This is a genomic window from Methylobacterium sp. WL120, assembly GCF_008039465.1.
Lineage (GTDB): Bacteria > Pseudomonadota > Alphaproteobacteria > Rhizobiales > Beijerinckiaceae > Methylobacterium > Methylobacterium cerastii.
Genome location: NZ_VRUT01000022.1, coordinates 24,419 through 43,845, shown reverse-complemented (window position 1 = coordinate 43,845; position 19,427 = coordinate 24,419). Strand labels below are relative to the sequence as shown.

At 60.8% G+C, this 19,427-nt stretch carries 15 protein-coding genes; 3 read left to right on the top strand and 12 right to left on the bottom strand.

Annotated elements, in window-relative coordinates:
• Positions 1–110: 110 nt before the first annotated feature.
• The 5 genes from FV229_RS06900 to FV229_RS06880 all read right to left on the bottom strand — a co-directional run bounded on the left by FV229_RS06900 (position 111) and on the right by FV229_RS06880 (position 6,505).
• Complete coding sequence (locus tag FV229_RS06900; RefSeq protein WP_147751246.1) at positions 111–1,652, bottom strand: autotransporter-associated beta strand repeat-containing protein; 1,542 nt, start codon at positions 1,650–1,652, stop codon at positions 111–113.
• Positions 1,653–2,752: 1,100 nt separating this feature from the next.
• Entirely contained in the window at positions 2,753–2,932 is a 180-nt protein-coding gene (locus tag FV229_RS06895) for a hypothetical protein (RefSeq protein WP_147751245.1), read from the bottom strand.
• Positions 2,933–2,991: 59 nt separating this feature from the next.
• Positions 2,992–4,134 (bottom strand): glycosyltransferase, encoded by a 1,143-nt coding sequence (locus FV229_RS06890; RefSeq protein WP_147751244.1) that lies wholly within the window; start codon positions 4,132–4,134, stop codon positions 2,992–2,994.
• Positions 4,135–4,136: 2 nt separating this feature from the next.
• Positions 4,137–5,327: an oligosaccharide flippase family protein gene (locus FV229_RS06885; protein ID WP_187275080.1), complete on the bottom strand. Its 1,191-nt coding sequence runs from the start codon at positions 5,325–5,327 to the stop codon at positions 4,137–4,139.
• Positions 5,328–5,437: 110 nt separating this feature from the next.
• Positions 5,438–6,505, bottom strand: a complete 1,068-nt coding sequence (locus FV229_RS06880; RefSeq protein WP_348644174.1) for a glycosyltransferase — start codon at positions 6,503–6,505, stop codon at positions 5,438–5,440.
• Here FV229_RS06880 and FV229_RS27970 point away from each other — a divergent pair.
• Entirely contained in the window at positions 6,428–6,640 is a 213-nt protein-coding gene (locus tag FV229_RS27970; protein ID WP_246688083.1) for a hypothetical protein, read from the top strand. The two genes, FV229_RS06880 and FV229_RS27970, sit on opposite strands and share 78 nt — an antisense overlap.
• A gap of 362 nt (positions 6,641–7,002) precedes the next feature.
• On the opposite strand, the gene FV229_RS06875 is transcribed toward FV229_RS27970, so the two are convergent.
• The 5 genes from FV229_RS06875 to FV229_RS06855 all read right to left on the bottom strand — a co-directional run bounded on the left by FV229_RS06875 (position 7,003) and on the right by FV229_RS06855 (position 13,742).
• On the bottom strand, positions 7,003–8,397 hold the full coding sequence (locus FV229_RS06875) for a hypothetical protein (RefSeq protein ID WP_147751241.1): 1,395 nt from the start codon (positions 8,395–8,397) through the stop codon (positions 7,003–7,005).
• Complete coding sequence (locus tag FV229_RS06870) at positions 8,394–9,779, bottom strand: O-antigen ligase family protein (RefSeq protein ID WP_147751240.1); 1,386 nt, start codon at positions 9,777–9,779, stop codon at positions 8,394–8,396. Before FV229_RS06870 ends, FV229_RS06875 begins: the two co-directional genes overlap by 4 nt.
• Positions 9,776–10,609, bottom strand: coding sequence for a glycosyltransferase (locus tag FV229_RS06865; protein ID WP_187275079.1), 834 nt, complete (start codon positions 10,607–10,609; stop codon positions 9,776–9,778). The genes FV229_RS06870 and FV229_RS06865 overlap by 4 nt, the downstream gene beginning before the upstream one ends.
• A complete protein-coding gene (locus tag FV229_RS06860; protein ID WP_147751238.1) occupies positions 10,606–12,096 on the bottom strand; it encodes a hypothetical protein in 1,491 nt (496 codons plus the stop codon). The genes FV229_RS06865 and FV229_RS06860 overlap by 4 nt, the downstream gene beginning before the upstream one ends.
• A gap of 221 nt (positions 12,097–12,317) precedes the next feature.
• A complete protein-coding gene (locus tag FV229_RS06855) occupies positions 12,318–13,742 on the bottom strand; it encodes a GumC family protein (RefSeq protein WP_281406700.1) in 1,425 nt (474 codons plus the stop codon).
• 1,631 nt (positions 13,743–15,373) lie between these two features.
• Between FV229_RS06855 and FV229_RS06850 the strand changes: the two genes are divergently transcribed.
• A complete protein-coding gene (locus FV229_RS06850) occupies positions 15,374–16,624 on the top strand; it encodes a formyl transferase (protein WP_147751236.1) in 1,251 nt (416 codons plus the stop codon).
• A gap of 551 nt (positions 16,625–17,175) precedes the next feature.
• On the opposite strand, the gene FV229_RS06845 is transcribed toward FV229_RS06850, so the two are convergent.
• Positions 17,176–17,358 (bottom strand): hypothetical protein, encoded by a 183-nt coding sequence (locus FV229_RS06845; protein ID WP_147751235.1) that lies wholly within the window; start codon positions 17,356–17,358, stop codon positions 17,176–17,178.
• A gap of 740 nt (positions 17,359–18,098) precedes the next feature.
• Here FV229_RS06845 and FV229_RS06840 point away from each other — a divergent pair.
• A complete protein-coding gene (locus FV229_RS06840; RefSeq protein WP_348644173.1) occupies positions 18,099–18,296 on the top strand; it encodes a dihydroxy-acid dehydratase in 198 nt (65 codons plus the stop codon).
• A gap of 325 nt (positions 18,297–18,621) precedes the next feature.
• Here FV229_RS06840 and FV229_RS06835 read toward each other — a convergent pair whose 3' ends face one another.
• Positions 18,622–19,365 (bottom strand): SDR family oxidoreductase, encoded by a 744-nt coding sequence (locus FV229_RS06835; protein ID WP_147751234.1) that lies wholly within the window; start codon positions 19,363–19,365, stop codon positions 18,622–18,624.
• Positions 19,366–19,427 lie beyond the last annotated feature (62 nt).

Sequence of the window (19,427 nt, the reverse complement as noted above, 5' to 3'; positions counted from 1 at the left end):
CATCCTACGACGACATCGTCGATCGCTGCTGCAATGCCTGGAACGGGCTGACCGAGCAGCCATGGAAAATCATGTCTCTCGGACTGCGCGACTGGGCTCATCGGTGATGATCAACACCGATTGGTATAAGTCAGCGACGGCGTCAGGAAGGCGAAGTTCGCGGTCACGCCGGCGAACCGCCCCTGCACGCCGCCCGCGGCATCGAGGATTGTGTAGGTGGTGTTTGCGCGGTAGGTGCCGGCCTGCGCCTGCACGTCGACGAGACCGCCGCGCAACGTCGCGATGCCACCCGCCACGATCCGGTCGCTGTGGCCGGCAGCGTCCGCCTTCACCTGGTAGGTCGAGGCTGCCTCGAACAGGACGTTGCCGTTAGCCGACAGCGTACCAATCGCGTCGTAGCCGGGAGCCAAGCGGCCACCACTTCGGATGCTGAGGCCGCCGAGCGTGCCGGTACCCTCGATGATCGCGCCAGAGGCGACGGAAACGTCGGCCGCGCCGAGGTTGCCGCCGACCCGCAAGCGCCCCTCCGCCACCGTCACGCTGCCGGCGAGTGGGCTGTTGCCGGTGAGATCGAGCCGCCCGGCGCCGGCCTTCACCAGCGCGCCGGTGCCGTCGATGGTGCCGGAAAACAGCGCGTCGCCGCCATTCGAGCCCACGGTGAAGGTGGCGCCGCCGAGCGAAACCCGGCCGTCGCCATTGAGCGCGGCAACACTCTGGTTGGTGCCGGCGAGGTCGAGGCTTCCGGCCCCGGCGACGATCAGTGTCGTGCCCGTGGGGAGAGCGCCGGCGATCCCGGCCCGCAGAATCCCGTTGGTGACCGTCGTGGCGCCGGAATAGCTGTTCGCTTGGTTGAGAAGCACGGTGCCGTCGCCGCTTTTGGCAAGGGAGCCGGCGCCCGACAGAATTGCATCGACAGTGCCGGCCTGAAGCCCGTAGATTGCGCCGCGCAGGGTGCCGTTGCGGATGGTACCGGCGGTGAGCACCACCGGGCCGGCGCTCGCGCTGGTGCCGCCGAGGTCGAGCGTTCCGCCGCCGACCACGAGGGCGGCGTCCGCGGCGCCGAGGCGTCCGGTCGAGGTCAGTTTCACCGTGCCGCCGTCGACGCGGGTGCCGCCTGAGTAAGTGTTGGCGCCCGACAGCATCACCGTGCCAGTGCCGGACTTCACGAGCGGGCCGGAGCCGGTCAGCGCGGCATCGATACTGCCGGATTGCACGTCGTAGACCGAGCCGCGCAGCGTCCCGTCCCCAATGGTGCCGCTGGTGAGCCGGACCAGTCCGACGGCTTGCGTCGTGCTGCCGAGGTCGAGTCGTCCGCCCAAGACCACCAGCGCTGCGTCGGGCGCACCGAGCGTCCCAGCCCCCGTCGTCGACAGCGTCCCGGCAGTGAGACTGGTGCCGCCGGCATAAGTATTGGCGGCCGAGAGCGTGACGCTGCCCGTGCCAGCCTTCGAAAGGCCACCAGAGCCGCCGATTGAGCTCGCCAGAGTCACGTCGTCCGGCCCGTCGCAGGCGAGACTTGTCGTGGTCGCCGCGCAGGCGGCATGCGCCGGACCCACCGGCACCGTCATCGCCGCCATGCCGAGTATCAGCGGCAGCAAGGCGGTCGTCGCGAGCAGGCAACTCCGCGGCGGGCAGGAACTGGCGTGCGACATGCGGCCATCCGAAGGCGCGGAGAGACGGTCCGGCGGCCGCGTGGCCACCAGTCGGGTGCCGAGCGTGACGGCACGACGACGCGGTGAAGACGGATTCCAAGTGGCGGCGAAACAATTAACGCGACCTCAACCACGTTGAAAAAATACAATCGCGGGTTGTTTTTCTCGATCGACATCGGTGCCCCCCTTGGCAAGCCGCGTGTAAGTGCCTGACCGATCAAGGCCGTGGCGAGGTTGAGCGGCTAAAATGGCAGTGATCCCTACAACGCGCTGAAACCTGACCTGGACCTGCCATGTGGACTCCAGACAACCCGGCGGATGCATGGGCATTCGGGCCTATGCAATAAAAATGCTCTGACGGATGCCGAGTGGACCGTAATCACAGTTCATATGCTAAAACCGACGCCGTGTAATAAAATTCCAGTTCATATTATACGGGACATCCTGACAGCCACCTTCGACAAGCTGCATAGGAGTATTGCTTAGCGGCTGACCGTATTGGATCCTTAAGCACCCCAAACAGATGTGGCCCGACGGCCAATGAACGAACGCTTGCGGAGCGCGCCGACAACTATCGGCACGGCTGACAAGGGTCGAATGCGGAACGTCCGCTTCCTGGCGGGCACCGAACTTCCGCTATTGGCGCAAAGCGGCCACGCTGAATGGCGTCGTTGGGTGGATTGTTGCCGGTCCGGTTTTGAACGGCGATTCGTAAGAAGCAGACGTCCCACCGCGAAGCGATGATTGACGGGTTTGCGCCCATCTCAGCTGTTCGGCGGCGTCTGCCGAAGACTAAAGCTGGTCGAAACCCTATCCAGATAAGTGATAAGACAGTGGAATTTCTCAGGGTATGGATCGGCGTCGGAGCATGCACTTGGCAGAGTCGTCACTAACTACCTGATAGAACAGGCAAATCCAATTTTTATGTGAGATCAGAATCAAGGCCGATCGTGCTCCACCCGTGAACTAGCTTTGGTCGAACTTTCACCTACGAGATTAACCAAGTCTTTCGTGAAGTTCAAAGCATCTCCGCCCCGGCGCGTCGTAGCCCCAGCCGATCAGCTTGAGCGGCAGGCGCCAGCGTTGAATATCGGCGGGCTTCAATGGATCATTTCTGGACCGGTCATCAGCCCAACGAGACGAGCAAGCGCCATGAGATCGGCATCGCCAAGCTGCTCATCATCTACCTGCCATAAACCGAGGTCATCGCAAGTCGGCACGACCTTCCAGCCCATCGCGCGGAGAGCGTTAGCGGCTTCTTGAATGGGTTCGTCGTTCACGGTGCCTCCGTACAGTGCAACGATGCAATCGGATCACAAGGGTCGACCGAAAGCTCGCCTTAAGACAGCAGAAAATCCATGTACCGCCGACCTGCAAAGTCGAAGGAGAACTGCGTCAGGTGGGCCTTCAGCTCGACGGAAGGGAGCGGACGGGGATCGTCAAGTGTCTCCTTCATTGCGTTGGCCAGCATCTCGACATCGCCCACCGGAACCAGGCGACCGTACAGGCCCCCTCCAAGAACCTCGTTCGGCCCATGCCGGCAATCGGTGCTGACGACAGGTGTCCCGGCTGCCAGCGCCTCGACCAGGACGCCTCCTAAGCCTTCCGACAGCGACGAGAGGACGAACACGTCCGCAACGTGGATCAGCGGTAGGGGATTGGAGACAAAACCGGCGAACTCGACATGATGGACGATGCCAAGCTCCCCAGCGAGGGCTTCGAGTTCCGCGCGCGCATCACCCTCGCCCAGGATGACCAAGGTCGCCGGTATGCTGCGGCGGAGCAGAGCGAAGGCTCGCAGCAGTGTCGGGTAATCCTTGACCGGATGGAGCCTGCCCGCCGCGACGATCATCGGATGTCGGCATAGGGGTCGCGCAGCCATGGAAGGTTCGTGAAGCCGCGTCGCGAAATCCGGTAAGATGACCGGGTTGTAGACGAGGCCGATAGGGGGACCGCCTTTGCCGATTAGTCGCCGGAGCTGCCCTTCCACGCCTCGCGACACCGCGATAAGGTGATCAGCATAGCGATAGACGATTGACAGAAGAATCAGCCACGCCCATCGACGAGGGTCTCGCCATACCGTCGCAGCCCCGGTTAAGGCGTTGTCCTGCCGGACGACGAGACGATGACGATGCGACCCGCGCGCACGCGCCATGCAGGCGACGGCACTGGCGTTCTCGACGGAACTGATGACGACCCGTGGGCGAGCCTTACGAAGATACCGCTCATACCGCTTCAGGCTTAGCAAGACACGCTTGGCGTCGAGGCTCACCAGCCGCGCACCGATCGGAATGCTGTCGCCCAAAGAGCCAGCGCGCTTGCAGACGACGACGTCGACTTTGAGATGCTGCGCGAGGAAATATCGTGCTAAGATCAGCTGTATCCGTTCTGCGCCGCCACCGGTCAGGGTCGGCATGAACAGCGCCACGTCGGTTGCGCCTGCGTGCGCAGTGGCATCGCCAGTCAGGTAGCCTTCAGCCATACTCAGCTACTCATGCCCGGCGGTGAACGAATCGGGGATCCCGCATAGGCCTTCTTGTTGCGGTCTAAGCGCCACCATACGCCAGTGACGTAGGACACGACGACGGCAGAAGCGGGTCCGAGGAGGCCGAGAAACGGGGTCGCCGACAGCGTGACGGCAACGGACAGCACGAGCACGAGCAAGGCGCTGAACAAAGTGTTTCGGTCCTCATGGCGTGTGTAGAGGCCGATGCCCTCGACCTCGTACGCCATGCGCACCAAAAATCCCAAAAGCAGGACGAGCAAGACGAATCTTTGGCTGCTGAAAATCGGGCGGGGATAGAGCACGAGGCCTACGTAGGCGAGACACGCAGTCACGAGGCCGAGCGCCAAACTGGCAACCGCTGCCTCGACCCGAAGCGCGCCGAGCAGCCTCCGTTGCTCCTCGGGGTTGTGTCGCGACATGATGATCGCGGGTTGCTGCACCTGGAGCAAGCTCGTGCTGATGACGTTACTGAGCGCATTGGCAAACGACCAGAACAGGAAGTAGACGCCGGCCAATTCTAGGCCGAGCATCGCTCCCACGAGATAGCGATCGAGATATTGGCTACCGGTGTTCGTCATCTCGTTGAGGTATAAGGTTCGTGACCGCTCTATGAGGCAGGCGAGGGCCTTCGTGTCGCGGAATTGTGCATAGGCAACATGCCATGGCCAATTGCGGCAGTCCCACACGAAGCAGGCTAGCGCGACGCCGGCACCGGCCAGCCAGAAGGTCAACAGGACCGTGAGGGTGCGCATCCCGGGAATACAGTAGGCCAATCCTGTGTAGCAGACGATCCATGCCGCCGTACGAATGACGAGCAGACGATTAGCAAACTCTGGCCGCTGACGATGGTTGAGAATTACGAGAATGTCGCCGTTCAAGTGCTCAATAAATATCAGAATGCCGACGAGAAGAACCAGATGTGGCAGCAAATATTGACACATCAAGGGGAACGACATCGCTATGACGGCGAGGTATGCTACCGTCAGAAACGCCCAGTATGGGGCGAGGTCCGCTAGCAGGTCGGCCAGACTCTGATCGACGGAGTTTCTGCCAAGAGTGCCTAGGACACCTTGGCCGATGAAGATAGGGACGAGGACCACGGCACCCGTCATCAACCCGTAGATCCCCAACGTTTCAAGATCGAGAAAATGAGCGATGAAAAGGGTCAAGCCGAACTTCGAAGCGATCGCCCCGGCCCTAAGGACTAGGATTACCGCTCCAATCCTGAGTCGGCCGAGAAAGGCCGGTTCACGAACCCGTAGAAGGCGTGACACGCCGATCATCGACTCTCCGCCTGACTTCCAACAATGTCTGCGGCCGAGGCGATCTCCTTTACGCGATGGCCATTCGCGGCGAGTGACTGCATGAGGATGAAATATCGTCTTTCCATATCCTGGATGTCCGCGACCTGCTCCCATCGACGAAACGCGGCCGTTCGCATCCCCATCAGCGTCTCGCGATCCAATCCGGACAGGACGTCATGAAGTTCGCTGGCCGATGCCGGATCGAACAGGAAGCCAGATACGCCGTCCTCGACAAGGGTCGCGAGGCCGCCGATGCGGCTCGCAACGACCGGCGTCCCGAAACTCATCGCCTCGGCTGCCACGAGCCCATACCCCTCCCAGCGGGAGGGAACGACGACCGCGTCGGCATGGGCATAATAGGGCGCAAGATCCTGTGGGCGAAGCCAATCGATGTAGGTGATGTTGGAGAGTCTTTCGAGCTTGACCGGATCGGTCACCGCACGTCCGACGACCGTCAACGAGATCGGGAGAAACGGTGCATTAGTAAGAGCGGTTACGAGCAGATCGATCCCCTTCTGTCGGTCGAGGCGACCGACAAATAGAAGATTAATGGTGCCATCAAGGCGTGGATAGGGGGTCGGGCACGGAGCGCCGTCGGGCCGCGGCGTCCCATTTGGAACAAGATGTAGCCGACGGGCAGGGAGACCGAACCGTATCGCGGCGTGATACTCAGCTTCACTGATGCAGACGATCGCTGAAGTTAGGCGGGCGAGCACGCGCTCCACTCCCGCGAAGATTCGTGCGCGTTGCGCAGAGACGGACATCGTGAACGCCCAACCATGGGCGCAGTAAATGACTACGGGTCTGTACCACGGCCAGAAGAGGGCCAACACGATCCTGCCTGCCAGCCCCGCAAACGAGCTGTGGAGTATGACGAACGATGGCCTTAGCTTCAGCAATAGCCCGGCAAGGCAGAATGTGAAAGCAACGAACGAGCGAACGCTCCTCGATCGTCTCTCGAAGACGTGCGTGACGATTCCCGTCCCGGCATATTCTGCGGCATGATTCCGTGGGACGAGGACGTGGACACTGCCCTCGCCCAGACGTCCGATCTGCTTCTGACCCAGGCCGATAACGACCGAGTTTACTCCCCCGATTCCCGTCTCGGCGGCATGGAGGATCTCGATGGGGCGGAGCGGTTCGCCGCCGCTGTGCCTAGGCATCGTTATGTCGCCTGAAATTCGCCTATAGCGTACTGGCTTATAGACTGAAACAGGCGGCTACACGATTTAGATAAGCTCGGTATAGACTACTTAAGCGCACGTGTATTTCTATAAAAGATCTCACCTAGAAGTTGTATTGTTAAACTTATATCGGCGCGTGGTCGGCCAATACCCGCAGACTGGATTTGATGAGCCTCGCTCGCTTGATGCTGGCGTTCGCCGATCCACTGGATGCCTGGTGGATCGGTTCCGCGAGTTGATCCGGCCGGCATGCAATTGTGCGGCTCACGAACAGACCACGCGTCCACGCACGTCAGGCAGGACGACGACGCTTTGCCGACGATACGCCCCGGCGCGGCCTGCGGGCGATGGGACCATCACCTTCGGATTGCAGTCCCGTTCTGATCGTTGGACAGCCGCTTGATTGGGACGAACTGCACGTCGGTCGAGAGCGAGAGCGTGGCCGAGGTATCGTCCTGCGGTGTCGATGGCAGCCTTTGGCCGAGATGTCCGACGATCGGGCCCGAAATGCCCCACCCCTGGATGACGAACCGTAGGGGTTTATCCGGCATCTCCGTCGTCCAGGCCGCGATCTTACAGGCATTGTCCGGCCTGCAGAACATCAGGACCGTCGTACCCTTCGCCGTTTCCGGATCGAAGCGGGCGATCACGTTTCGCAGCGTGTGGCCGCGCAACGCCTGGGACAGCGTCCGGTAGGCCAGGAACCCGGGACGCAGGCGGCCCGTCCGGGTCACAAGACCGAACCGATCCTCCATCTCCCCCTCGTCGTCGCCGGTATCGACGAGACAGTACCAGTTCGTCAGGGCAATGTTCTCGACGATGTTCGTCAGGAACATGCGCGTCAGCCAACTGGCCTGGCGCGCCTCCGTGAGCCCCGAGCGATAGACCGAATCGCCCCATTCAGTATCGACAATGGGGATTTCGCGGGCGGACAGACCGGCTCTGATCTTGCGGAATACAGCGTAGTCACGACTCACCGTCTCCGGCGTCTGTCCAAAACGATGGGTATGTAGGCTGACGGCATCCAGGCACCGCATCAGTCCGACATCCCTCAGGACTTCGTTCACCAACGGCTTCGTAGCGTCCCAGACCGTGGGCATCTCCGCAGCGGCCGGCCCGACCACAAAGGCATCGGGGACCACGCTTTTGATCGAGTCGCACGTCGCACGAGCCAGACGCGTGTACTCCGTTGGGTTCGGCCGTGGCGGCCAGAAGCCTTCACCGTCAGGCTCGTTCCAGATTTCCCAGATCGGCCTGAGCGCTTTGAAATGGAGGGCTGCAGCTGCGGCCCAACGCCCGAAGGCGGTGATTTCGTCCGCGCTGCGCGGCGGCGCTACGACGGGTTCCTGGTCCCCTGAGTCGCGCGAGTCCAACGATCGCCCATGAAGTCGATTGGGCCGATGTAGTATGAATAGCGGCCGCAACCGGCGCTTCGATAATTCGGTCGCCAACGCATCATAAGTCGACCAGTCGTAGCGGCCGGGCTCGGTCTCGGTCCAGGGCCAATTGAAATCGACCCGAACCACGGACGCTCCGATCCGTACCGCCAGATCAAGGTCCTCACGCCAACGCACCGTGCGCAGCGACTGGTCCGTGAGTTGGACCGCCAAGGTCGCGGCGACGTCCTGGGGGGCGGTGGCGACCTCTTCGGCACAAGCGGCCAGTGCAATGGACGCGGCCAGGATGCATCCTGACGCGGCCAGGGTCCACGCTCCAGGGCCTGTCCCGCGCCCTGTGCCGGGAAGCTTCATACGGATTCCTGACGCGTACCGCTCCGACCGGCGTAGAGGCTTACGATCGCGATCAGAATCCAGGTTTCCGGCCGCCGAAAGGCATCGGTGCTAATACCCCCGACGAGGAGGGTAAGCGTAGACGACAGGATCGCAAGGTTGACGTAGAGTGCGAACGACCGGTCGGGCAACGACGAAGCTGACGCGGCGACCCGGTGCACGACTGTGATCCAGAAACCGAACCATATCAGCAGTCCAGGCATGCCGAGTTCGGCCCCGATCCGCCCGAAGACGTTGAACGAGGCCGGAAATTCCCCCTGGGTCTCGAAGAATCGTTCGATCTCGTAGCTGCTCCAGGCCCAGGACGGCAGAACATCGGGCACGTAGAAGCCGTATTGACCGAAACCGACGCCGATGAATGGATGCTCGGCGAAAATCGAAAGTTGCGCGGTAAGGAGGGCAGATCGCGTGATTGTCGAGACGTCTTCATTAGCGACTGCCGTCGCACTGATCGTCGAGATCCAATGCGAGATGAAGAAGACATAGCAGACGATGCATGCGGCGAGCGCAATCGAAATCGATGCGGCAGGCAGGCGTAGTCGTCGGAGGCCCACCCAGAACGTGGTCTCGGCCGCGACGATGGTTGCCAGCATTAGAAATCCTGTACGCGACTGGCTCAGCAGCAGAAGAACGAGGCCTGCCACGGACGCTGCATGTGCAAGGGCCCGGCCGTGTTCGCCGATTCGGGCGAACGTCAACCGCGATCCGAGCAGGAGCCAGGGCAACGCCATCGCGGTGAAGTAGGCCAGATCCGGAGCCTCAAATGTGATGCTCGTTAGTCGGCCGATGACCCGGCCCTGTTCGGTCTCCACCGTGTGAAACAACGCAGTCGTCGCTTGATAGACCGGCGTCATGGCCGGCGACACCCACGTCAGGAGTTCTGGGACTGCGAAGACCGCGCATAAGAGGACACCCCAACTCAGGGGACGAAGAAACGCGGTTTGGACGCAGTGCCGATCGCCCAAGATATGCGCCGCGACGATAGATACGGCGACGCCGAAACCTATAACCATCGACGACGTCAGAAATTTCCCGCCGCCGGATCGAACTCCCAGTGCGGCTGTCGCGATCAATTCGATGTTGAGTGCAGCATCCACAACGATCCAGGTTGTAAGGAGCGCGATGAAGACGAGCAAGACACGGGGCAATATCACACTCGCCAGCCGTCCATAGAAGCACATCGCCACGAGGACGAGAAGTAGGACGTAAACACTCGCCGAGCCCTTCAGTTCACCAAGCGCGTCCAGCCCGGTCAACCCTGTGATCGGGAGCAGGACTATCGCCAGGGCGAAGAGCGTGATCGCGATCCGCGACCGACGCGTCGCCTTCGTGACAGGTTTCACAAACCGCCGTCCGTTCGGCAAGGATGACGCCCTTTTTCCATCCTCTGCCAATAAAGTTTCGAGGCGCGGGCCCAGACGCTGGCCGGCATGACCATGGTCGCGAGCGTGCGGCACACACCGAGGAATGCCGCCATGCGCCGCCAATCTAAGTAACGCAGCTGTGCTCGTAGACGAGACCGCAATTGTGCTCCACGATTACGAATGCTCAGTCCGCCCGTCGTCTTCTCGTAGACGATGAGGACAGTATCGAGACACGCAATAACGCCGTACTTGGCGTAGCGCCGGGCGAACTCGTAATCCTCGGCATGTGGATAATGCCGCGAGTACAGCCCAAGCTGTGCAAGAGATCGCGCTCGCAGGAAAAACGTTGGATGTTTGAAGGCGGCATTGTCCCAAAGCTTCTGCTGGACAGCCTTGGCATCGCCTGGCGTGCCTTCGGTGAACAAATATCGATTATCCTCGTCGACAATTGATGCCAGAGCCCCCAGGAGATCCACGTCGAGTTCCCGATCCATGAAAGCTTGTTGGGCAGCGATTCGCTCAGGCAGGCAGGTGTCGCCACAATCCATACGGGCGATATAGTCGTATTTTTTTTCCAGAATATGGACTAACCCGCGATTGAGCGCACCGACGATGCCTTCGTTGCAGTCTAGGCGTATGACGGTGACATCTGTACCACCGCACAGGCCGTCGACGGGCAAATGCGATCCATCGTCGACAACGACGATGTCGGCCGACACGGTCTGGGCCCGCAGCGATTCGAGTGTTCTTCGAAGAGCCTTGGGATCCGGATTGTAGAGCGGCATCAGGAAGGCGGTCCGGGTCGTCATGCGCATATCGATCCTCGGAACGCGATCTCGTACGGAACCCGCCTGTCGACGCGCGTGTACCGTGTCGCGACCCATGCGCCACCTATGAATAGGCCGGCCAAGGCGGCGGCCGCGACGATGCTCGACCGTGGCACGGTCGGTCCCCTGGGCGTGTCCGCAGGACCGAGAAGACGCACGTCATAGGGACTTATCGAACTAACCTGATCAAGTTCGGCTGCGCGGCGGAGGGCTACCTGGAGGACGGTCCCGTCCGCCTTCGCGATCCTTTCGAGCTGGCGTACCTCGACCGACGCCGCGGAGGTCGCCAACACCGTTCGCTTCAGTTCCTCGGCGCGGACAGAGAGTGCCCCGGCGACGGCGCGGGCCCGGCCAGCCTCGTTGCGGATGGCTTCGGCGGTCCGGGTAAGCTCGCGTCGCAGAAGGGTACGGTTGCGTCTGCGTTGCTCAGATAACCGCATCACGTCCGGGTGACGTGGGCCGAGCTTGACCACAATCGCTCCCTCCTGACGTGCGAGCGCCGCTTCCTGGACGCGAAGAGCTTCGAGCCCTGGAAAGTCGGGGAATTGTACCGCGTCCAAACCGGAATCGGATCGAGACAGTCTGGCAAGGTAATCGCTCTGCGTCTGCAGATCCTGCGATCGCAGGCGCGCTTCCCCCAGAACCTTCGTCACTTCCTTCAGTTGCTGGTCGACCACGCTGCCGTCGGAGCCTCGCACGATCTGCAAGCGTCGCGAAGCCTCGACGATCCGGTCTTCATCGAGCTCGACGGCCTCTTGTAAGGCCGAAAGGCCGGATGTGACCTGGCGGCCCGCCTCGGTGAGCCTGCGAGACCGCGCCCTACGGATATCCTCGATGTAGGCTGTCGTGATCGCATCGGCGATCCGCTTCGCCATCGCGGGCTCGTTGCTCCGCGCCTGGACGACCACTACATAGCTGCCTGCTGCACGCCGAACGGTAACGTCTTTGGCAAGCCGATCGAGCGCAGCCCTGAACGTCAAAGTGCGGCACGCCGATGTGATCGGGGCCGCAGCCTCGCATTGGAGCGTAGGAGTATCTTTCACCCGTACCGGGCCTCCGTTTTCGGTATTCCCCGGTAGTAAACGCAATGCTTGAGCCCAGAGTGACGGCGCCGCCGTCGCATAATGCGGATCGTGGTTCAATCCGATTGTATCGATCGCATAGCCAAGTACCGTGGAAGACTTGAGGACGCGGACCTGGCTATCCAGAAACGCGATCGCCATCCGGTTGTCTGCGATCGCCTTCGCTTCGAGCTCAGGGAAAGGCATCCGCAGCTGTCTCGGATCAATCCTGATCCGTACCTCCGAGCGGTAGTCCGCGGGCGATACCGCAACATACGCCATGGCCAGAAAGGCAGCCCCGAGGACGGACACTACCAGAACGCGGTAGCCGCCAAGGAAATTCTGTCCGATTTCCCCAAGCGAAACCTCGTCATTCGCGAGAGTGCCGCCTAAAACTTGATGCATCATTCCGGCGAAGACCCTGCTGTCCGCGATAGGCGCGGACCCGATTACTATTCCGTTCAACCTCGATGATAAATTGATGCTCGTCAGAGCGTTGTGGGCGGCCCACGATAAGCGGGCGATGCGATCGTGATGGGTCGACAATGGCTCGGGTCGCTTTGGTCTCCCAGCCCTCGCGGCTCAGCGGCCTCGGGATTATTACTTTGATCGATACCCCCCGGTCAGCGTTAAAGTGCGGATCGCCGCCTGACCCCCTCAAACAACATCGCTGATGCCGCGGCCAGTGCGATCCCGAGCACGCCCCCGGCTAGAACGATCAGCGTGGCCGGAGGTCCGGTCGGCTTGTTTGGGGGGAGGGGCGGCGAAATGATCCGAACGTTTCCAGTATCGACGCCCTGCTGCTCACCGATCTCACGGCTTCGAGCCAGGTAGCTCTCATACACGGTACGGCTGGCCTGTGCCTTCCGCTCGAGCTCCCGGAGCCGGACGAGCGATTGACTGACGTCGAGCGCCTGCGTTTTCAGACTCTGCAGAGACCGCGCCAGCGCTTGATCGTTGACGCGCGCGCGCTCGTACTCGCTACGGGCCGCCGCGGCGATCCTAGACAATTCTGCGTTGATTTGGCCGCGCAGGCGGTCGATTTGATTGCGCAGCGAAAGTGTATCAGGGTGGCGCGGACCGAGGCGGGCCGCGGCGTCCGCCTGCAGGCGATCGGCCTCCGCAAACTGGGTTCGCAAAGACGTGATCGTGGAGGACTTTACGCTCTCCGGTAGGTTGTCGGGTACGACGCCGGATTTGGCGAGCGATTGGATCTGATCCGCGCGAGCTTTCAGCTCGCTGGTCTTCGTCTGAGCTGTGACAATCTGTAGATTGAGAGCACTCAATTCTTGAGCGCTCACGAGTTCGCCGCTGGCCCCAACCAACCGGTTTTTGACCTTGAAGGCTTCGACCGCCTCCTCCGCCTGCTTAACCCGCGTAGCGAGATCGTCCAACCGGTCACGTACCTCCCCGCCGGCGCGGCGAGCGGTCTCGCGCTTGGCTAACGCCTCACCCTCAATATACGTCTTCGCCACCGCGAGCCCCAACGACGCGGCCTTGTCTGCATCATGGGCCGTGACCTGAAGCTGTATCACGAAGCCGCGGTCCAACCTCTGCGCACGCACCTTATCCTGAAGACTCCTGAGCGCCACGGTCTCCAGAGGTTCCGCTTTTCCGTCGGAACCGAGGCGTCGTTTGATGAATTCGATGGCGGCCTGAATGGGGTTGCGTTCGGATCCGTCGAACTCTGGGTCGTGCGTTAAGTCCAGACGCGCAACCACTCTCTGAAGAACGCTGTCGGAGGTCAGAACTCGAAGCTGCGTCTCAACCAAGGCCGTCGTCATGTCTGCGGCTTGCCCCTGCGGCGTAAGATCTTCTGACGAAAAAATCTTTAATCCCCGCGGATCCTCAAGTATCTGTGTTTCACTCGTATAGTTGCGCGGAAAATACAGCACGAAAGACGCAGCCAACGCTGCCCCCAGCACCATCGTCATCGCCAACAGGAGTTTCCGCTTCTGCAGGACGTGCCACACTGGAACGGTATCTTCGTGCAAACGGATAACCCTGGCCTGAACCGGCCAATCTTGGAAGCCATTCGAAGCGGGCCTCGGCATCATCTTCCTCTCGGCCGGTTGTAAGACGGACAGACCCGACCGCACCTCGTATCGGCAAGCTCCTCAATACCAGTCCCTATTTGGGACGCGGTATGGCGTGAACCACCATTGTATTAGGGATCGAGCAACCGGCGTGCCACCATAGCTGCTTCGGTCAAACTACCTAGAATCCACGTGGGACCTTCGTAGCTCTGGAAGCCGTGAGCGGGGAGAGGGAGGCCGACGGCGTCTCGGACGACTGGTCGGGACAGCAGGTGAAGCGGCAGATTGCCCCCCCTTCGCGGCGAACATACAGTCCAGCACCAGTGGCTCAATAATATGACGAACACCTGCTCGGCCACGAGTCGGCTCACCATACTGGGTCGAAGGTGAAGCAGATCGATACGGTCCCAAGGGGGCCTGCGACGCGGTATGCGCGAACGCGGATCAGGCCGGAGCGGTCGTCGGCGCCAGCGGTCGCGACGTGCAGATCCGGCACTTGGCCCGAGGACATGGCCTTGCGGCGGCTTCCGTGAGGCGCCGACTCTGCGCAGGCGCACCGCGGCAGCTTGGCTAGATCCTTCTGGCATATTCGGCCGTCGCGGATCCCAGTTTCGTACGGACGGTCCCGCATCGTTCTTGCCGCCGGCAGAGAGGACGAGCGTTTGAGAGAGCTTGAGGCCCATAGGGTAAAGTTGTTGAAAGCCGAACCGGAACCCCATACCGATACGCATCTCCCGAACGAAGATGGCCAATTTCACGCGCGCCTGGACGAAAATCGGGTTCGGCGCCGAGGCGATGCCGGCGACCCGGACGTGGCGGATTGAGCGGTCGACGCGCAGGTCTCATGTCCGGGCTCCTTAACCTCTCAACCCTGCTGCGACGTCATGCACGAGCCTCGCCGGCCGGGTAAACCGCCCGCCCGTGTTACGGTAATTAAGCAACGCAGACACAACTTCATGGCCAGGAGGTCCAATCAGCTTTCTCCACATATAGTTTTCGGATTTTCAATCCAAGTCGATTGCCTTTCTGTCTTATGACACTGTAACCAGCATAGCGACCTTGTTTGATGAATCGCCCGCTTAGAGCGAGGTTTCCACGGCTCGCGATCGTTAGGCTTCTCTTGACAAAAGTGGGGGCGGGCTTTCGACCAGGCATACGTATTTCATGCATCTGATGTATGACCTTAAGGGACCGCTGCCTTTGAATGGCTATCAAGAGATTTAGAGATATAGTTCGAGGACCGTTCCGACGTTGGCTCTAATAGAATGAACGAATATGCGAATTTGCCAGTTCGGCTAGCGATTTTTTGGGCGCAAAAATACGGCCATGCAAATCATTCGAACACTGAGTCATATGTTGCATAGAAAAGAATTTTTAAAGGCGGCGTCACAATGAATCTTAAGTTAGGCGCCGCCTCCGGACGAGTCCATTTAAAATTTGGATTATGCCTATCTCGAACGTCCGTTCGTCAATGGCATACGGAGCTCGTGGATACATTGAAGGCTATGGATGTTCACCCCAGCATTCATTGGACTGGTGTGTCGGAACCCTGCCCTCCCGGTCTGGAAAGTTTATTTGCTCTGGAGCGCGTTCTATGGCCTCGACCGAGACAGCGACCGAGCATCCGGATCGCACCGGATCGTCTAGCTATGCCGGACTCGCACGGGCCTGAGAGCGTTCGGCTCGTGTTGCCCGGCGCGACCATGCCTTCTGAAGAGGGCACCATCTGGCGGATCCGGTTCGACGGACATCACGATGAGGCGTCCCTACTCCACGCCTTGCTTGAAGGCCGACCGCCGCTGGTTGAGGTCGTGGAAAACAACGAGGTCGTGCTGGCTCGGGGGATCGTTGCGTTGGACGCTGTGGCGACGCTTTGCGATGCCTACGAGGCCGTCGCCACGCGTCTCGTCCAGCTTGTCGCGATGGCGATTCGTGCACCTGATCGGCGTGCGCCCGCCGTTCCGATCACGGCGATCGGGTCTGGATCCCTGGGCGCTTATGTCTTGCGTCGGGTGGCTCGCTTGCTCGTTCGGCGCATGTACCGGCTTTGTGCCTATCCCAACCACTGGCGAACGGGATGGCGCTTCGCGCGCTCGGGCGAGACGGTTTGGGACAAGGGCACCCTCGACGGAGCCCCCTGGCGGGTCCTCACCGGGCCAGGCCATCATTTCTATGCCGACCCCTTCCCCTTTTCCTGGCAGGGTCAGTCTACCTTGTTTGTTGAGGATTTCGATCACCATGTAGGCCGGGCGGTGATCTCAGCCTTCGCATTCGGCCCAGACGGACCGGTCGGGCCTGCGATCCCGGTCCTGGAGGAAAGCTTTCATCTCTCCTATCCCTTCGTCTTCGCGCATGCGGGAAACGTCTGGATGATCCCGGAAACCGCGGCAAACCGGACGGTGTCGCTGTATCGCGCTGACCCGTACCCCTGGCGTTGGGTCCGGGACCGGGACCTTCTCACCGATCTGGTGGCCAGCGACGCGACAGTAATGAAGCATGGCGACCGGTGGTGGATGTTTGCGACCCTTTACGACGGGACAGGCTCCTATTCAGATACGCTCGGTCTGTTCACCGCTTCCGACCTCTTTGGACCTTGGATCGCCCATCCGCACAATCCCATCATCATTGATGCCGGGATGGCGCGGCCCGCGGGCTGTATGCGGATCCACGAAGGTCGGCTGTGGCGGCCCGCGCAGGACTGTACGCAGCGCTATGGAGGCGCCTTAGTCCTGGCCGAAGTCACCGAACTGAGCGAAAGCCATTTTGCTCAAATAATACGCCATCGCATCCAGCCTGGTCCGGATTGGACGGGGTCTCGGCTCCATACCATCAACTGCGCGGGCGGCATCGAGGCGATCGACGGCTCCGCCGTGTCGCTCAAGCTCTTTGGCCAAGGCTGATGCGCGCCACGAGTAAGGTGCCCGATCGTCCAGGTGGCACGGCCGGCGCCGGATGCCGTCTCGAGGACGCTCGTGACCAGCGGCCATGTGACGTGACGTCAGGGCGTGCCAGAATTCCTCCGCACCGGGAGCGAGCGTACCTGCATAGTTTCGCAACGGACTATCGGACATCGGGTGAGGATGGGGCCCATCGGACGACGGTCGTCAGTCTGATCGACCATCGCGGCCATGTCACGAGCCTACCGGGGCTACGCGCGGAGCCACAAGGACTTATTCGACGACGGATAGATCCCGCGCCCACGTCATCGGGACCTCGTCAGCATCGTCCAAGGCACGCAGACCCGGCCCCAAAGCAGGTGAGCATTGGCTCCTGGACAAGCCGCGAGTGCCGACTCGCAAGATGACGTCTATTGGAATGAGAGCATACACAAGAGCGGCAGATGCCACCTCGCTGGAAGAGAATGCCTAGCACGAATGGTGAGAGCATTTTCATGCTCTAGGAATCAGGGAAAATGCTCCAAATCCTTGGTTGGAGTCTCGCACACCGCCTATTAGGTCGCCGCCTTACGGAGAAAGGCTTTTGCCGCATTGCTCATCAGCAACGACACTTGGTCAAACGCGAAGACCAGCGCCGCCATCGGCAATGTGACAACGGCCAGGCCTGTCATCAACACGAGCGCACCAAGCCCCAGGTTTGAATCCCAGGAATCTGTTCGTTTATCGTCAGGGTGCATCGAGCGCTCTAGCCTTTCGCCGGCCCCATGCGCTAAACGAAAGCGCACCTTATACCCGGCACTTCAAGCCTTGTTAACATGTCTTAACGATCTCTAAAACCCCAATCTATCGCCTTATAACGACACGGTCGGACTGACAAAAATTGCACTTTCATCGGTAGAAAATACTGAGTTTACTGGAATGGCCTCCAAGCCTGATCGTGTGAGCGTGCGGGCCGAGATGCCGAAGAGTCTCGGCCTCGACTGTTTGGACATGTCAATAGTATTGGCTCGGTTTCGATCAAAATGTAAGCGCATCTCCAAACACTTTATCCGCCTCGTGCAGATCATGCAGATCATCAACGAAAATCGTATTTCTTCTGTGTACCATCACAGACCTAGCTTGGAGTCGATCGGTGATAATAACCTTTATTGGAATTTTATTCCTTTTTACGTTAGAGGCTTTGCGATACATGAGTCCGCTGGTGGCACTGAGCATGGCAATTGCAATGATTTTTCTGTCTGCCATTTACAGAAAATGTTGATTAATAATATTTGACGTGGGGTGATCCGTTTATACCTAGATGGCTTCTTGAACAAAGCTTAGCGTGATGTGTTGTGGTCGATACTAGTTCAGTATGTAGATTGCCATTAAAATTTGATCACTCCTATAGCTCTGCTAAGTCATTACGGAATCGGCTTAAAAGCCATTGACCTGGAGTCGCGATCAGCCCCGATCGCGACCCCACCCAAAGTTTTAGATCTCCTCGTTCTACCAAGCAGTTAGGGGCATCTCTGCCAGGGTCATGGTTCAACACCGATCCGCACCGGAGGCTGCCGAAGGGGGATTGATTAGGTTGTTCGAGCAGGGCGACCCCATCGAAATTGATGACCCGAACCGACGCATCCACCTCGCGATCGGCGCCGCCGGGCTGCAACGTCGGCGTGCAGCCCTTTAGACCCGGGGATGGCAGCCGGTCCTTCCGCACAAGCGCAAGGTCATCACGGCCCTGCAGGCCTGAGCCGCTTTAACGACGAGCGCCGCCAAGGGGGATGGTGCGGCAGGTATAGGGCTGGGCGCCTCGCGCACCAGCACCGGTGATCGTTCGAATGAGCGAAGCTGGAAGCCGTGTTGAACGGCCGCTTGCGAGAAGTGCAAACGTCAGTCGGTACGGCTGGCATGGGTCGGGATCTGCCGGTCCGCTCTACGACCGAGTTGGGTGGATATCTGCCAGTCCGCTTCCGCCCAAATATGTAGCGGAAGCAGACGTTCGCGGGTTCGTGTCAGGCCGCCGCCCAGGTGATCGCATCAGCGCCGGCAGGCAGGCGCATCGGGCAAGCCGGATCGGTTGCTGCACGCCAGACCGCCTCGGCGACGTCTGAGGCCCGGGTTAGCTCTTCCGTCGCCTGCTGAAAGTTCGCGAACACCTTGCCCGCCAAGTCTCCGTAGGCCTCCGGCACCTTCATCCCCATACGGGTGCGGGCGTTGGCCCCGAACGAGGTCTCCGGCGAACGGCCGGGAATGACGAGATGGGCGCGCACGCCGAGTGGCAAGAGCTCGTGCGCGAGGGACTCGGTGAAGGCGTTCACCGCCGCCTTGCTCGCGGTGTATACCGCCAGCAGCGGCAGCGGCCGCAGAGTCACGCTCGACGTGACGTTGACGATCACTCCCGCGCCCCGTTCCCGGAACTGCGGCAGCACGGCCTGGGTCATGGCGATCGTGCCGAGGGTATTCGTCTCGAACACCTCCCGGGCGGACTCCATCGACAAGCCCTCCAGGGCGTTCAACAACCCGACGCCCGCGTTGTTCACCAGAACATCGAGCGGCCCAGCCTCTGCGACTGCCTGGGCGATGCTGCCGGCATCGGTCACGTCGAGTGGCAGGACGGTGAGGCGGTCGGACTTCGCGAGCAGGGCCGCCTGAGGCGTGCGCATCGTGGCGACGACCCGCCAACCGCGGTCGAGGAACAGGCGTGCAGTCTCCAGGCCGAAGCCGGATGAGCAGCCGGTGATGAGGATCGTGTTCATGGGGACCTCCCGTGTGACGCACCACGGGGTGATAGGACTGCTCTGCCGGACGTGATACGGGC